Origin of the sequence: Streptosporangium amethystogenes subsp. fukuiense (assembly GCF_042665875.1) — a bacterium.
Lineage (GTDB): Bacteria > Actinomycetota > Actinomycetes > Streptosporangiales > Streptosporangiaceae > Streptosporangium > Streptosporangium fukuiense.
Genome location: NZ_JBHTEE010000001.1, coordinates 7,900,640 through 7,916,330, shown reverse-complemented (window position 1 = coordinate 7,916,330; position 15,691 = coordinate 7,900,640). Strand labels below are relative to the sequence as shown.

The following is a 15,691-nucleotide window of genomic DNA, read 5'->3' as shown; positions in this document are numbered from 1 at the left end:
CTTGGTACGCCCGCCCTGTCCATTCATTGCTTGATGGTGCCGAAGTCAGCCAAACGGCATGGATGTGATCACAGCCTCCACTTCTCTGTGTCTCCGGGCCAGCCCGGTTTTCGACTTCCCTCCCCTCGCCCGCGGTTCCGCACGGGCGGCCTCCTGATCGAATACCACAGCTCACGGTCTCTCCTGTGGCGGCCGTCAGGACGACTCCTGCAATGACATACGACGGACGAGACCTCGGGAAACACGCAAAAGAGGCGGCCCCGACATCTCGGGGTCGCCTCTTTTATGCGAAAGCGTTGGACTTAGAAGTCCATGTCGCCGCCGCCGGGCATGGCGGGAGCGGCCGCGGCCTTCTCGGGCTTCTCGGCGATGACGGCCTCGGTGGTGAGGAACAGCGCCGCGATGGACGCCGCGTTCTGCAGAGCGGAACGCGTCACCTTGGCCGGGTCGATGATGCCCGTCTCGAACAGGTTGACGTACTCGCCGGTGGCGGCGTTGAGGCCCTCACCCGGGGGAAGGTTGCGCACCTTCTCCACCACGACGCCGCCCTCGAGGCCGGCGTTGACGGCGATCTGCTTCAGCGGCTCCTCAAGGGCCTTCTTGACGATCGCGGCACCGGTGGCCTCGTCGCCGGAGAGCTCCAGCTTGTCGAACGCCTTGGCGCCGGCCTGCAGCAGGGCCACGCCACCGCCGGGGACGATGCCCTCCTCGACGGCCGCCTTCGCGTTGCGAACGGCGTCCTCGATGCGGTGCTTGCGCTCCTTGAGCTCGACCTCGGTCGCCGCGCCGGCCTTGATGACGGCCACGCCGCCGGCCAGCTTGGCGAGACGCTCCTGGAGCTTCTCGCGGTCGTAGTCGGAGTCGGTGTTGTCGATCTCGGCGCGGATCTGGTTGACCCGGCCGGCGATCTGCTCGGCGTCACCGGCACCGTCGACGATGGTGGTCTCGTCCTTGGTGACGATGACCTGACGGGCACGGCCGAGCTGGTCCAGGGTGGTGGACTCCAGCTTGAGGCCGAGGTCCTCGCTGATGACCTGGGCACCGGTCAGGATGCCGATGTCACCCAGCATGGCCTTGCGACGGTCACCGAAACCGGGCGCCTTGACGGCGACCGAGCGGAACAGACCGCGGATCTTGTTGACGACCAGGGTGGCCAGGGCCTCGCCCTCGACGTCCTCGGCGATGATCAGCAGCGGCTTGCCGGCCTGCACGACCTTGTCGAGAACCGGGAGCAGGTCCTTGTTGGCGGACACCTTGGAGTTGACGACCAGGATGTACGGGTCGTCGAGGACGGCCTCCATACGCTCCGGGTCGGTCACGAAGTACATCGAGGTGAGGCCCTTGTCGAAGCGCATGCCCTCGGTGAGCTCGAGCTCAAGGCCGAAGGTGTTGCTCTCCTCGACGGTGATGACGCCTTCCTTGCCGACCTTGTCCATCGCCTCGGCGATCATCTCGCCGATCTGCGGGTCGCCCGCGGAGATGGATGCGGTGGAGGCGATCTGCGCCTTCGTCTCCACGTCCTTGGCCAGCTTGGACAGCTCCTCCGACACGCGCTCGACGGCGGCCTCGATGCCCTTCTTCAGGGACATCGGGTTGGCGCCGGCGGCGACGTTGCGGAGACCCTCGCGTACGAGAGCCTGAGCGAGCACGGTGGCGGTGGTGGTGCCGTCACCCGCGACGTCGTCGGTCTTCTTGGCGACTTCCTTGACGAGCTCGGCCCCGATCTTCTCCCACGGGTCCTCGAGCTCGATCTCCTTCGCAATGGAGACACCATCGTTGGTGATGGTGGGGGCGCCCCACTTCTTCTCCAGAACGACATTGCGGCCCTTGGGGCCGAGGGTCACCTTGACGGCGTCCGCGAGCTGGTTCATGCCACGCTCGAGACCGCGCCTGGCGTCCTCGTTAAACGCGATCATCTTGGCTGCCATACGGCTAGACCTCCCAGAGACAGGGTGGCTTGCACCGGACCGAGCCGACGCCCGCGACGGCATGCGGGCCCACGACTCCGTTCGGCGGGCCCCATCGCCTCGATCCAGGGTTGGCACTCTCTATGCGTGAGTGCCAACAACGTGTTTAGCACTCTACCTTGCCGAGTGCAAGCCACGACCCCTTGACCTGCGTCGCGCCCGGAGCGGGCTTCCGCTCCGGGCCACGTCAGCGTATGCGCCGCGTCACGCGGGCGTGTGTTCCGCGCAAAGCGAAGGCCCGGCTCGCCGATTGGGGAGGCGAGCCGGGCCTAGGTGGTGTGGATCCGGCGGACTGCGCTGCCGCGGGATCCACCGGCCCCTCCCCGCGGGTTCACGGGACGGCCATGTCAGACCGCCCGGACGGACTCCGCCTGGGGACCCTTCTGCCCCTGGGTGATCTCGAACTCGACTCGCTGGCCCTGCTCGAGTGCACGGTAGCCATCCATCATGATCGCGGAGTAATGGACGAACACATCCTTACCACCGTCTACCGCGATGAAGCCGTAGCCCTTGTCCGCGTTGAACCATTTGACGGTGCCCTGCGCCACTTGCGACTCCTCTTACTGGACTTAAGGACGACGCCCATTCCTCTCGCGAAGTCCTCAATCTCCGGGGCAGACTTCGCCACATCGATCGTCCTCGACCATACCTGTGGGAACCGGTTGGGCAACAGAGTCAAGCACCAAACTAGCTCTTTACAAGAGCATTTAGTACGAGAGCACAGTTTGACTATCACTATTAGTTAGTTAAAGATTACATTATCTTTCCCCACCGCGAATACCGGTTTACGCCACAAAGCATGACACCCGCACGCGGCCGGAGCCGGGCGGGTGTCATGGAGAGGGTGTCGCAAGCGCCCCCCGGGAGGGTGCGACCGGCGCGGTGCGGGGGGTGGGTCTCAGCCCCCGGCGACCGCCGGGATGATGGAGACCTGGACGCCGGAGGGCGTGGCCGTGTCGAGATTGTCGGCGAAGCGGACGTCCTCATCTCCCACATAGACGTTGACAAAACGGCGGATCTTACCCGTTTCATCAAGAATCCGGGCACCGATCCCCGGGAAGTCCGCGTCAAGCTTCTGGAGGACGTCGCGCAGGGTCTCGCCCTCTCCGCTCACCTCGGCAGCACCACCGGTGTAAGTCCGGAGAATCGTCGGAATCCGCACAGAAACGCTCATAATTCAGTACCTTTCACGATTTCTAGGCGATTGCCGCACGGAATGCGTCAAGGGAGGGACGAATCACGGCGGTGGGGCGCGCCTCGGCGGCCACCGCGTCGAGGGTCTTGAGACCGTCGCCGGTGTTGAGAACCACGGTCTCCGCCTCCGGGTCGAGCCTCCCGGCCGCGACCAGCTTGCGGAGCACGCCGACGGTGACACCTCCGGCGGTCTCGGCGAAGATGCCCTCGGTCCTGGCCAGCAGCCGGATCGCGTCGACGATCTCGGGGTCGGTGACGTCCTCGACCGCGCCGCCGGTGCGGCGGGCGATGTCCAGCACGTACGGACCGTCGGCGGGATTGCCGATCGCCAGCGACTTGGCGATCGTGTCCGGCTTCACTGGGCGGATCACGTCGTGGCCCGCCTTGTAGGCGGTGGAGACCGGGGAGCATCCCTCGGCCTGGGCCGCGAAGATCTTGTACGGCCTGTCCTCGACGAGACCGAGCTCGATCAGCTCCTTGAAACCCTTGTCGATCTTCGTGAGCTGGGAGCCCGACGCGACCGGCACGACGATCTGGTCGGGAACGCGCCAGCCGAGCTGCTCGGCGATCTCGTATGCCAGCGTCTTGGAGCCCTCGGCGTAGTACGGCCGGAGGTTGACGTTGACGAAGCCCCACTTCTCGCCCAGTTCGTCGCCGATGAGCTCCGAGCAGAAGCGGTTCACATCGTCGTAGGTGCCCTCGATGCCGATGAGCCTGCCCCCGTACACGGAGGCCATGACGACCTTGGCCTGCTCCAGGTCGGCGGGGATGAACACGCAGGCGTCCAGCCCGGCCCGCGCGGCGGCGGCAGCGGCGGCACCGGCCAGGTTGCCGGTGGAGGAGCAGGAGAGGGTGTGGAAGCCGAAGTTACGGGCCGCCTCGACGGCGATGGCCACCACGCGGTCCTTGAAAGAGTGCGTGGGGTTACCGGAGTCGTCCTTCACGTGCAGCGAGCGCATGCCCAGCTCACGGGCGAGGTTGCCGGCGTTGACGAGCCTGGTCCAGCCGGGCTCCATGTTGGGCTTGGCGGCCACGTCGGCGGGGACGGGCAGCAGCGAGCGGTAACGCCAGATGTTGGCCGGCCCCTCGGCGATCTGCTCCCGGGTCACCCGCCCGAAGTCGTAGGCGATCTCAAGGGGCCCGAAACACTCGATACAGGCGAAGCTCGGGCCGAGGTCGTAGCGGGCACCGCACTCGCGACAGGACAGGGCCACGGCGGGGCCGAAGTGCTGGTTTCGGGTGTCTTCGACACGACCAAGCGAGGCGGTGGTGTTCTCAGTGGTTGCGAGCGCCATGAAGCGAGGCCTTTCCCTCATCTTCGTCTGCGGACCACCCTGGTCACAGACCGGAATTGGCACCTGTCCCGGCTGACCTCGTGTCGATTACGAGTCTTGAACCGGGATGGTTGCCGGGGCTTCGCAGGGCCGATCCCTCCACCCCTCTGGATGAGCAAATATTCAGTTGGAGACCTGACAGGCAGGTCTTAGGCACTCTACATCGCCGTACCGCCACCCCGGCCACTTGTCTCATTATGTGAGACATAGCGTGTTGCCTGCCGGACAGATCACCCTTGTCCGCAGGAGGGGCACCACCGCGGCCGACAGGCACCGGTCGCGGTGGACGTCCCGTGGAACCTCCCGCGCCAGGCCGCGGAAGGCGGGTCAGGGCGCCTTGGCCTTCAGCGTGTAGGGGCTGGAGCCGCTCACCGAGACCACCCGGTAGCGGTAGAAGCCGGGCGGGCCGACGTAGCTGATCCGCTCGTCGGAACCCGCGCCCTCGGAGCCGGCGACGGTGACCCAGCTCGACCGTTGCCACCTTTGGAGGTAGAGGTCGAAGTCGACGCCGTCACCGCCGTCCAGGCAGGCGGAGTGCATGCCGGCGGCGGCGGATCGGTAGTAGCGGCTCGGCTGGGAGACGGACTGAGCGTTGTTCAGCGTGCCGGTGTAGACCTTCGGGTAGCCGGTGCAGACCGTCGGAGCGGGCGGGGCGGTGCCCGGTGGGGTGGTGGCGTCGCCGGTCAGCAGGGTCAGGTCATAGGCGGTGAGGATCTCGTTGATCGGCTGGAAGTAGGTGACGCCACCCGTGGTGCAGTCGCCGGAGCCGCCGGAGGTGACCCCCTGGGCCTGGTCCACCGAGATGAACGAGCCGCCCGAGTCGCCCGGCTCGGCGCAGGCACTGGTACGGGTCAGCCCGTGGATGGTGCCCTGGGGGTAGGTGACGCTGGCGTCGCGCTGCCGGATGAGGCCGCAGTGCCAGTCGGTGGTGGAACCGGACCGGCAGACCGAGGCACCCTCCAGAGCCGGCCTGGAGCCGGCGACGGGCACGGCGCCGCCGATGCCGTTGCTCACCACCGGCCTGGGCGTCCAGCCGGAGTTCACCGCGACCCAGGCATAGTCGTTCTCCGGAAAGGACGACGCCCGGAAGACCCCCTGGGGCACCCGGTTGAAACCGGTGGTGGCATCACCCGCCTTACCGCAGTGACCGGCGCTGACGAAACCCGCCTGGGTCCCGCGCATCACCGAGAAACCGACGGAGCAACGATTCGAACTGCCGATGTAGTAGGCGTCACCGCCCTGCACGTCAGTGAAGAGCCGGGGCCGCTCGGTGGTCGGCACCACCTTCACCACACTTGAGTCGGCCCCCACGGCCTCCACGAGATCCTCGGTTGCCAGGGGGCTCTTCGACAGGATGACGATCCTGTTGTTCCTGGCGTCGACGAAGCGCACATCGCCCCCTTCGCCCTCTCCCGGCAGGTCCACGTTAAGGTCGCTGATGAGCCCGGCGAGTTCCGTCAGCGACCGCTTGACGAGTTCGGCTCTGGCGCCCGCCGCGACGATCGTGGGGAGGTCGGCGGGGTCGGTGGTGGCCACCACGAGGGTCTGCGCGATGGTTCCCATCAGCCACGAGCCGCCGAAACGGTCGCCGAGCGCCTCGCGGAGGTCTGTCTCGATCCCCGACATACGGATCTCGTTGGCCAGACGTGCCCGCACCTGTTCCCTGGTCAGTTCCAGGTCGCGTTGGAGCGCCTCCAGCATGCCCGACGGCGGTTTCCAGGCGGACACGGTGACCGGAACACTCTTCACCCGGGGTCCGGCCGCAGCCGGCACACCTGTCAGGGTTAGCGCGGTGACCGCCAGCACGCAGCCCGTGGCGACGGCATGTCTGCGGAACATGAGACTCTCCTCGACCTCGGCTTTCACAGCAGGAGGGGGAGAGCGCCGCACGGGCAACGCCACCCTAATCCAGCCATCGCCGCCAGGACCTCGAACGCCACACGCCACGCGGCAGACGATTTGCGGCCGTTCGGGCCGCGGCCTGGGTGAGGGCCGCGGAAGGCGGGTCAGGGCGCCTTGGCCTTCAGCGTGTAGGGGCTGGAGCCGCTCACCGAGACCACCCGGTAGCGGTAGAAGCCGGGCGGGCCGACGTAGCTGATCCGCTCGTCGGAACCCGCGCCCTCGGAGCCGGCGACGGTGACCCAGCTCGACCGTTGCCACCTTTGGAGGTAGAGGTCGAAGTCGACGCCGTCACCGCCGTCCAGGCAGGCGGAGTGCATGCCGGCGGCGGCGGATCGGTAGTAGCGGCTCGGCTGGGAGACGGACTGAGCGTTGTTCAGCGTGCCGGTGTAGACCTTCGGGTAGCCGGTGCAGACCTGCCTGCCCGATGGGACGGTGCCCGGGGAGATGTCACCCGACGAGCCGGCGGTGCTGTCGGCCAGCAGGGTCAGGCCATAGGCGGTGAGGATCTCGTTGATCGGCTGGAAGTAGGTGACGCCACCCGTGGTGCAGTCGCCGGAGCCGCCGGAGGTGACCCCCTGGGCCTGGTCCACCGAGATGAACGAGCCGCCCGAGTCGCCCGGCTCGGCGCAGGCACTGGTACGGGTCAGCCCGTGGATGGTGCCCTGGGGGTAGGTGACGCTGGCGTCGCGCTGCCGGATGAGGCCGCAGTGCCAGTCGGTGGTGGAACCGGACCGGCAGACCGAGGCACCCTCCAGAGCCGGCCTGGAGCCGGCGACGGGCACGGCGCCGCCGATGCCGTTGCTCACCACCGGCCTGGGCGTCCAGCCGGAGTTCACCGCGACCCAGGCATAGTCGTTCTCCGGAAAGGACGACGCCCGGAAGACCCCCTGGGGCACCCGGTTGAAACCGGTGGTGGCATCACCCGCCTTACCGCAGTGACCGGCGCTGACGAAACCCGCCTGGGTCCCGCGCATCACCGAGAAACCGACGGAGCAGCGACTCGCGACACCGACGTAGTAGGCGTCACCACCCTGCACGTCAGTGAAGAGCCGGGGCCGCTCGGTGGACGGCACCACCTTCACCACATCCGTGTCGAGGCCGGCGGCCTCGATGCGATCCTCCGCGACCAACGGCTCCGACGACAGGACGACGACCCTGTTGTTCCTGGCGTCGACGTAGCGGACACTCCCATCGTTCCTGGTTCCGGGTACCGATTGGTTGAGGCCGTCTATGTGCCTGTCGAGTTCCGCCAGCGACCGCCTGACGACCTCGGCCCGGGCGCCCGCCGCGATGATGTGGGGGATGTCGGCCTCGTCGGTGGTGGCCACCACGAGGGTCTGCGCGATGGTTCCCATCAGCCACGAGCCGCCGAAACGGTCGCCGAGTCTCGCACGGAGCTCCGCCGCCACTCCCGTCAGGCGGGCCTCGTTGAGCAGGCGCGCCTGGGCCTGTTCCCTGGTCAGTTCCAGGTCGCGTTGGAGCGCCTCCAGCATGCCCGACGGCGGTTTCCAGGCGGACACGGTGACCGGAACACTCTTCACCCGGGGTCCGGCCGCAGCCGGCACACCTGTCAGGGTTAGCGCGGTGACCGCCAGCACGCAGCCCGTGGCGACGGCATGTCTGCGGAACATGAGACTCTCCTCGACCTCGGCTTTCACAGCAGGAGGGGGAGAGCGCCGCACGGGCAACGCCACCCTAATCCAGCCATTGCCGCCAGGACCTCGAACGCCACACGCCACGCGGCAGACGATTTCGATCGGATCTCACCTCGCCGGCGCGCTCTCGTTCCCGCGCGGGGGCTCCCCGGGCCGGCTCGGCCGTTCCCGGGACCCGTCGAGGTCAGAAGCCGTAGGCGTCGCCCAGAGCGCCCTGGACGTACTTGCGCGCCTGGTGAATACGGGACTTGGCGGTGCCCAACGGGATGCGGAGCTGCTCGGCCACCTCGTTGTAGTCGAGCTGGCAGATGTCGCGCAGCACCAGTGCCTGGGCGAGATCGGGCTTCTCCGCCTCCAGGGCCTCCATCACGTCGAGCAGGTCCAGCCGGGATCCGGCGATCACGCTCACCCTGGCGACGTCCGGCTTCTGCAGCGGCAACTCGTCCGAACTCTGCTCCGCGGCGCGGCGCTTCAGTGAACGGTAGGTGCTCCTGGCGCAGTTGGCGGTCACGATGTGCAGCCAGGTGCTGAACTTGGCGCGCCCCTCGAAGCGGCCGATGTTGCGTGCCACCGCCAGCAGGGTGTCCTGGCAGGCCTCCTCCGCGTCCTGCCGGAAGGGAAGGATGCGCCCGCAGTGCCGGAGCACCGCGGGCTCGATACGCTTCAGCAGCTCGCCGAGCGCGCGGTGGTCACCTTGGGCGGCCGCCCGGGCCAGCTCCTCGGTCGTCTCGTCCAACGCCATCACGAGCCCCCATCAGCGGTCACAGTCGCTGGACATCCTACGGTCGGGGATCCCCGTTGCCGACCTTCGGCTTTGTTACAAAAAGCGACAAACCCGAAATATGCCGATCTCCGCCCTTATATGTGCTCCCAGCAGGGTCCGCCAGGAGCGCGGGACCGGTCGTCAAGGCGTCGTGAACCCCAGGGTGTAGGGGCTGGAGCCGCTCACGGAGACCACCCGGTAGCGGTAGAAGCCGGGCATGCCGGTGTAGCTGATCTGCTCGTCGGGGCCCGCGCTGTCCGAGACGGCGACGGTGCCCCAACCGGCCCCCTTCCACTTCTCGAGGTAGAGGTCGAGGTCGACGCCGTCGTCCCCGTCCAGGCAGCCGTGGTGCTGGCCGGCGACGGTCGCCCGGTAGTAGCTGGTGCTCGGCCGGTAGGCGACCTGACCGCTCTCCAGATTACCGACGTAGATCTTCGGGTAGCCGGTGCAGGTGCCCGTGCTCGGCGAGGTGATCGTGTCGGTCACCAGGGTCAGGTCGTAGGCGGTGAGGATCTCGTTGATCGGCTGGAAGTAGGTGACGCCGCCCGAGGTGCAGTCCCCGGAGCCGCCGGAGGCGACTCCCTGGGCCTGGTCCACCGAGATGAACGAGCCACCCGAGTCGCCCGGCTCGGCGCAGACGTTCGTGCGGGTCAGCCCGGAGACCGCCCCCTGGGGGTAGATGATGCTGGTGTCGCGCTGCAGGATGACCCCGCAGTGCCAGTCGGTGGTGGAACCGGACCGGCAGACCGAGGCCCCCTCGACGGCCACCTTGGAGCCGACGACGGACACGGTGCCGCCGATGCCGTTACTGACCGCCGGCTTGGGCACCCAGTTGTGGTTCACCGCGACCCAGGCGTAGTCGCTGCCCGGGAAGACCGCTGCCTGGAAGACCCCCTGGGGCACCCGGTTGAAACCGCTGGTGGCATCACCGGTCTTACCGCAGTGACCGGCACTGACGAAACCCGCCTGGATCCCGCGCATCACCGAGAAACCGACGGAGCAACGACTCGCGACACCGACGTAGTAGGCGTCGCCGCCCTGCACGTCGTGGAGGGGCTGGGGTTGCTCGGTGGACGACACCACGCTCACCGCGTCCATGTCCACGTTCGCGTCCTTGATGAGGTTCTCGGCGACCGTGGGCTGCGCGGACAGGACGACCACCTTGTTCCTCTTCGCGTCGACGTAGCGCACGCCTCCCACGCGTGGCTTGGCGGGCAGCGCGCCGTCGACCTTCTCCTTGATCAGGAGAAGTTCCGCCATCGACCGGGTGACGACCTCGGCCCGGGCGCCCGCCGCGATGATGTGGGGGATGTCGGCCTCGTCGGTGGTGGCCACCACGAGGGTCTGTGAAATGGCTCCGACAAGCCATGAGCCGCCAAAACGGTCGGCGAGCCTCCTGCGGAGCTGCGTCGCGACCGGAAGCATGCGGGCCTCGTTGAGCAGGCGTGCCTGGGCCTGCCGCCTGGTCAGTCCCAGGTCGCGTTGGAACGCCTCCAGCATGCCCGACGGCGGTTTCCAGGCGGACGCGGTGGCCGGAGCCCGAGGTCCGGCCGCGACCGGCACGCCCGTCAGGGTGAGCGCGATGATCGCCAGCACGCAGCCCGTGGCGACGGCATGTCTGCGGGACATGAATCCCTCCTCGACCTCGGCTTTCACAGCAGGAGGGGGAGAGCGCCCCACGGGCAACGCCACCCTAATCCAGCCGTTGCCCCCAAGTCCCCGAAAACCACACGCCACGCAGGCGCCCCTCGGAACGTCCCGGACCGGCGCCGTCAGGCTCGCCGGGCTTCCGATCCATCACCGGAAAGTCATGAAACCTGGATGTACTCACTGAGCTACCGACAAGAGCTGACACACTCAAATGAACGCCATTCTTCCTTGGCCTGAAGAGCAGGGCGCCCAGGCTAGGCGCCGGTTAATCTTCTGGACAAGCGTGTCCCTAGCGAGTGAAGGGATCTGATGAACGCGATCCTCGTGGCCTCCAACCGCGGTCCCGTCTCCTTCACCCTCTCCGAGGACGGCTCCCTGTCCATGCGCAGGGGTGGGGGCGGCCTGGTGTCGGGCCTGTCGGAGGTCGCGAAGGACCTCGACGTCCTCTGGGTCTGCGCGGCGCTGTCCGACGGCGACCGCGGAGCCGTGCGACTGGCGCCCGGCGGCCGTCTCGACCAGGCGGGCTACGAGACCGGGGCGCTGCGCATGCTCGACATCCCCCCGGCGACCTTCCACCGCGCGTACAACGCGGTCGCCAACTCCACACTCTGGTTCGTCCACCATCTGCTGTACGACACCCCCAACAGACCGCATTTCGACGCCAGGTTCCGCAGGGAGTGGGAGTCCTACCAGACGTACAACGAGGCGTTCGCGACGGCGCTGGCCGAGGAGGCCCCGCACGGGGCGCGGGTGATGGTGCAGGACTACCACCTGAGCCTGGTGCCGGCCATGCTCAGGGTGGAACGGCCGGACCTGCGGGTGGCCCACTTCTCGCACACCCCGTGGGCTCCGCCCGAGTACTTCAGCCTGCTCCCCGACGACGTCGCGGCCGAGGTCCTGGAGGGCATCCTGGGCGCCGACCACGCGGGTTTCCTGACCGCCCGCTGGGGCGGGGCGTTCATGGACTGCTGCGAGACCGTGCTCGGCGCCCGGGTCGAGCGCGCGAGCCGTACGGTCACGCACGAGGGCAGGACCACCCGGGTCGGCACGCACAGCCTGGGTGTGGACGGTAAGGCGCTCTGGGCACGGGCCTCCGAACCCGACGTGGAGTCGCACATGGCCGCGCTCCGCGCCCAGGTGGGCGACCGTAGGCTGATCGTGCGGATCGACAGGACGGAGCTGTCGAAGAACATCGTCAGGGGCCTGGTCGCCTACCGGGAGTTCCTCTCGGCCCACCCGGAGTGGCACGGCCGGGTCACCCATCTCGCCTTCGCCTACCCGTCCCGGCACGACCTGCCCGAATACCGCGAGTACACCGCGGCGGTGCAGCGCTGTGCCAAGGAGATCGAGGACGAGTACGCCACCGAGGACTGGGACCCACTGATCCTCAACGTCGACGACGACTACCCGCGCTCGCTCGCCGCCTACCGGCTGGCCGACGTGCTGCTGGTCAACCCGATCCGCGACGGCATGAACCTGGTGGCCAAGGAGGGGCCGATCCTGTCGCCGGGCAGCGCGCTGGTGCTGTCGCGAGAGGCGGGCGCCGCCGCCGAGCTGGGCGAGCACGCGGTGACCGTCAATCCCTACGACGTCTCGGCCACGGCCGCCGCGCTGCACGAGGGGCTGACGATGCCCGAGGCCGAGCGCGCCAGGAGGGGCGCCCTGCTGGCCACGGCGGCGACCGCGCTTCCGCCGCACCGGTGGTTCGCCGAGCAACTCGACGCTCTCGGGTAAGGACAGGAGGCTTCGGGCCCTCATGAGATAGTTTTCGCGGCTGTTTAACTTTTTTACATACGGGGAGCCTGAATTGACCGCGATCGCCCCCGTCAGGCTGATCCGGGACCGCGCGACCTGGCTGATCTACCTGCAGCTCGGCGCCTTCGCCACCTATCTGTACGGCCTCAGCACCGCGCTCCCGCTGCTCCGCATCGACCAGGGCATCTCCCAGGCGGTGGCCGGGCTGCACGGGACCTCGATGGCCCTGGGCGGCATCATCACCGGCCTCGCCCTCCCCTGGTTGACGAGGAGGATCGGCCGCCGGGCCGTCACCTGGACCGGACTGGCCGGGATGAGCGTCGGTACGCTCCTGGTCGCGGCGGCCCCCACCACGCTGCCGATCACCCTCCTCGGCTACGGCGTCGCCAGCGGGATGGCCTCCCTCACCCTGTACTCGGGCATGGCCGCGCTCGACGACCACCACGGTCCCGCGGGTCCGGCGGCGATCAGCGAGGCCAACGCGGTCTGCGTGATCGTCGGCATCGGGGTCCCCTTCGTGGTCAGCGCCGCCGCGCAGAGCGTCTTCGGCTGGCGGGCGGCGCTGCTGGTGCCCGCCGCGCTGACCGCGCTGCTCGCGCTGCTCATGGGGCGCGTCTGGATCCCGGAGCGAAAGGACGCGGCGGCCGGAACCGCCCCTGAGGCCGGGTCCCGCTTCGGCTGGCGCTTCTACCTGGCCGGGGCCGTGCTGTTCTGCTGCGTCGCGATGGAGTTCTGCTTCAACCTGTGGGCGGCCAAGCTGTTCTCCGACCAGACCGGACTGCCCGCGGCGGTGGCGGCGACCGCGGTCGCGGCGTTCACCGCCGGGTTGGCGGTGGGGCGCCTGGCCGGGGGGCGGCTGGCCCTGCGGATACCGCCGACCGCGCTGTTCATCGGGGCGCTCCTGGTCACGGCCGCCGGATGGGCGATCTTCTGGCTGAGCGAGGACCCGGTGTTCTCCTACCTGGGCCTGGCCGTATCCGGGCTGGGAGTCGCGCTGCACTTCCCGATGGCGCTGTCGCGGGTGCTGGCCGTCTCCGGCGGGCGGCGGGACCAGGCGTCGGCCCTGGCCTCGATCTTCGCCGGCCTGGCGGTGGGAAGCGGGCCGTTCCTGCTCGGCGCGCTGGCCGACGGGTTCGGCACCCAGCAGGCGTTCCTCATGGTCCCGGTCCTGATCGGGCTGGCCGTCGGAGGACTGCTGATCGGCTCCGGCAGGCGCGCCTGAGCGGGCAGGCGGCGGTGACGCCCGTCCGGCCGCGGCCTCAACCGCTCAGCGGGGCGCCTCTCCCTCGATGGCGTCGGCGATCGAGCCGAGCAGCTCCAGGACCCCCGGGGGCCCGTCCACCACGATGTCGGCCTCCACCTCGATCTCGGGGGACCCGCTGAACACCGTCACCCCCGGCAGCCCGGAGGCCCGTACCGCCGCGAACGCCGCGAGATCTCCCAGGTCGTCTCCGGCGAACAGCACGGACCTGGCGGCCCGCTCGCGCAGGAAGGCGCTCAGCGCCATCCCCTTGTCCATCCCCGGCGGGCGCAGCTCCAGCACGAACTTGCCGGGCTCCACCACCAGCCCGGCCTCGGCGGCCAGCGCGGCGACCGGCTCGCGCAGCGCCTCAAGCGTCGCCCACGGGTCGGCGGCCTGCCGGGTGTGCACGGCCATCGCCCGCTCCTTGTCCTCGACCCTGACCCCGTCCCACCCCTCGACCAGCCGGGGGAGCCCCGCCCTGACCAGGTCGAGGCCCGGATGGACGGGCGGCGCGGCCAGCGCGCCCGCCTCCCAGCGTTCGAGGCCGTAGTGGCCGAGCACCACCAGACCAGGCACCCCGGCCAGGGAGCCGTACTCGACGGCCGTGGCGGCCGGGCGGCCGGTCACCACCACCACGGCGCCGACCAGGCCGCCGAGCCTGACCAGCACCTCGGGCCCATCGGGGTGAATTCTGGCCTCCGCGGGGTCGGAGACGATCGGGGACAGCGTGCCGTCGAAGTCGAGCCCGATCACCGCTCCCCCCGGGTCGGCCACGATCGCCTTCAGCCCGTCGGGCGGGTTCGCCGTCATGTCCGGTTCCTCTCCGTCTCCACCGTCTCGCCCGTCTCATCGGCCCCCGCCTCCGGCGATCGCCTGCCCGACCGGTCGTACCCGGAGATCAGCGACGCAAGCCATCTTCAGGGCCTCTTACTCAATCCGGGCGCATCACCGCGATCGACTGCCCGACCGCTTGTACCCCGCCATCAGGGACGCAAGCCCGTCTTCCGGGCCGCTCGGTCGCTCCGGCGCGTCTCCCGGAGCCGGCGCAGGCGCTTGACCAGCATCGGGTCGTGGGCAAGTGCCGCGGGTCGCTCGATGAGCTCGCTGAGCAGCTGGTAGTAGCGCGTCGCGGAGATGTCGAAGGCCTCGCGGATCGCCTGCTCCTTGGCGCCCGCGTGGCGCCACCACCGGCGCTCGAAGGCGAGCAACTCCCGCTCGGAGTCGGTGAGAGCACGCGATGCGGGCTCTCGGGCAGCCCCGCCGTCGGCACTGTCACCGGGGGTCGGCTCGGTGTCCATGGCTTCCTCCTCGGTCGGGGCACATGGCGATCACACCGCGCACCCGCGGTCCGAAGTCAGAATAGTCCGGAATTTCGCGCTGTTCATGACGGATGCGGAGCCGTACAGTCACCAAGTGTGACCTCTGTCATCAGCCTTCTCACCGACTACGGACTGGAAGACGGCTATATCGCCGCCTGTCACGGCGTGATCGTCGGAATCTCTCCGGAGTCGCGAATCATCGACGTGTGCCATCTGGTGCCTCTGGGAGACGTGCGGCGCGGTGCGGCGATCCTGGCCCAGACGATCACCTACCTGCCTCCCGGCGTGCACGTCGCCGCGGTGGATCCCAGCGGCTCGCGCAGGGCAGTGGCGGTCGAGGCCGGCGACCACGTGTTCCTGGGCCCGGACAACGGGCTGCTGTCGTGGGCGATCCACGCCAGCGGAGGCGCGCGGGCCGCCTATGAGCTGTCCAACGAGGAGTTCTTCCTGCCTCCTCTCTCGACGACCTTCCACGGACGCGACCTCTTCGCGCCCGTCGCGGCGTATTTGGCGATCGGGCGGCATCTGGACGAAATGGGCGAGGAGATCCCGATAAACCGATTGATCTCGCTGCCCGCGCCCACCTCGACGGTCCAGGACGACTACGCCGAGGGGGAGGTGCTGTCGGTCAACCGGCACGGCAACGTCCAGCTGTCGATCGGCGCCGCCGACCTGATGACGCTGCGCGTCTCGCTGGGAGACACCCTGGTGGTCTGGATGGGCGGGCGTCGGCTCGCGGTGCCGTTCAAGGAGTCCTTCACCGCGGTCCCTCCCGGAGAGATCGTGGCCTTCATCGACTCGGTCGGGCTGGTCGCACTGGCGATCAACTCCGGCGACGCCTCCCAGCGGCTGGGCCTGCCGCCGGGAGCCCGCGTGCGGCTCTCACCCGCGCCATGACCTGTGGGCCGG

13 protein-coding genes and 1 riboswitch are annotated in these 15,691 nt (G+C 68.8%); of the genes, 3 read left to right on the top strand and 10 right to left on the bottom strand.

Annotated features, from left to right (window positions below):
* Window positions 1-302 precede the first annotated feature (302 nt).
* The 8 genes from groL to ACFQVD_RS35175 form a co-directional block, all read right to left on the bottom strand.
* Window positions 303-1,928, bottom strand: coding sequence for a chaperonin GroEL (gene groL / locus ACFQVD_RS35210; protein WP_343983001.1), 1,626 nt, complete (start codon window positions 1,926-1,928; stop codon window positions 303-305).
* Between the two features lie 386 nt (window positions 1,929-2,314).
* The gene (locus ACFQVD_RS35205) at window positions 2,315-2,515 is read right to left on the bottom strand and encodes a cold-shock protein (protein ID WP_012895270.1); all 201 of its coding nucleotides are present in this window, start codon (window positions 2,513-2,515) and stop codon (window positions 2,315-2,317) included.
* A 350-nt stretch (window positions 2,516-2,865) separates the two neighbouring features.
* The gene (locus ACFQVD_RS35200) at window positions 2,866-3,141 is read right to left on the bottom strand and encodes a MoaD/ThiS family protein (protein ID WP_343983009.1); all 276 of its coding nucleotides are present in this window, start codon (window positions 3,139-3,141) and stop codon (window positions 2,866-2,868) included.
* 22 nt (window positions 3,142-3,163) lie between these two features.
* Entirely contained in the window at window positions 3,164-4,456 is a 1,293-nt protein-coding gene (gene thrC, locus ACFQVD_RS35195; protein ID WP_343983012.1) for a threonine synthase, read from the bottom strand.
* Window positions 4,457-4,470: 14 nt separating this feature from the next.
* Window positions 4,471-4,613: riboswitch (SAM riboswitch) on the bottom strand.
* A 209-nt stretch (window positions 4,614-4,822) separates the two neighbouring features.
* Window positions 4,823-6,334: a S1 family peptidase gene (locus ACFQVD_RS35190; protein WP_386273163.1), complete on the bottom strand. Its 1,512-nt coding sequence runs from the start codon at window positions 6,332-6,334 to the stop codon at window positions 4,823-4,825.
* A gap of 167 nt (window positions 6,335-6,501) precedes the next feature.
* On the bottom strand, window positions 6,502-8,028 hold the full coding sequence (locus ACFQVD_RS35185) for a S1 family peptidase (RefSeq protein ID WP_386273161.1): 1,527 nt from the start codon (window positions 8,026-8,028) through the stop codon (window positions 6,502-6,504).
* A gap of 208 nt (window positions 8,029-8,236) precedes the next feature.
* Window positions 8,237-8,794 carry an RNA polymerase sigma factor gene (locus ACFQVD_RS35180; RefSeq protein WP_343966940.1) on the bottom strand — a complete coding sequence of 186 codons (558 nt, stop codon included), beginning with the start codon at window positions 8,792-8,794 and terminating at the stop codon, window positions 8,237-8,239.
* 162 nt (window positions 8,795-8,956) lie between these two features.
* Window positions 8,957-10,444, bottom strand: a complete 1,488-nt coding sequence (locus ACFQVD_RS35175; protein WP_343966942.1) for a S1 family peptidase — start codon at window positions 10,442-10,444, stop codon at window positions 8,957-8,959.
* Window positions 10,445-10,774: 330 nt separating this feature from the next.
* On the opposite strand from ACFQVD_RS35175, the gene ACFQVD_RS35170 reads away from it, so the two are divergent.
* Window positions 10,775-12,199 carry an alpha,alpha-trehalose-phosphate synthase (UDP-forming) gene (locus tag ACFQVD_RS35170; protein ID WP_343966944.1) on the top strand — a complete coding sequence of 475 codons (1,425 nt, stop codon included), beginning with the start codon at window positions 10,775-10,777 and terminating at the stop codon, window positions 12,197-12,199.
* A gap of 73 nt (window positions 12,200-12,272) precedes the next feature.
* Window positions 12,273-13,442 carry an MFS transporter gene (locus ACFQVD_RS35165; protein ID WP_343966947.1) on the top strand — a complete coding sequence of 390 codons (1,170 nt, stop codon included), beginning with the start codon at window positions 12,273-12,275 and terminating at the stop codon, window positions 13,440-13,442.
* A gap of 45 nt (window positions 13,443-13,487) precedes the next feature.
* On the opposite strand, the gene otsB is transcribed toward ACFQVD_RS35165, so the two are convergent.
* Window positions 13,488-14,273 carry a trehalose-phosphatase gene (gene otsB, locus ACFQVD_RS35160; protein ID WP_343966949.1) on the bottom strand — a complete coding sequence of 262 codons (786 nt, stop codon included), beginning with the start codon at window positions 14,271-14,273 and terminating at the stop codon, window positions 13,488-13,490.
* Between the two features lie 173 nt (window positions 14,274-14,446).
* A complete protein-coding gene (locus ACFQVD_RS35155; protein WP_343966951.1) occupies window positions 14,447-14,761 on the bottom strand; it encodes a DUF3263 domain-containing protein in 315 nt (104 codons plus the stop codon).
* 117 nt (window positions 14,762-14,878) lie between these two features.
* On the opposite strand from ACFQVD_RS35155, the gene ACFQVD_RS35150 reads away from it, so the two are divergent.
* The gene (locus tag ACFQVD_RS35150) at window positions 14,879-15,679 is read left to right on the top strand and encodes an SAM hydrolase/SAM-dependent halogenase family protein (RefSeq protein ID WP_343966953.1); all 801 of its coding nucleotides are present in this window, start codon (window positions 14,879-14,881) and stop codon (window positions 15,677-15,679) included.
* The last annotated feature ends 12 nt before the right edge of the window (window positions 15,680-15,691 follow it).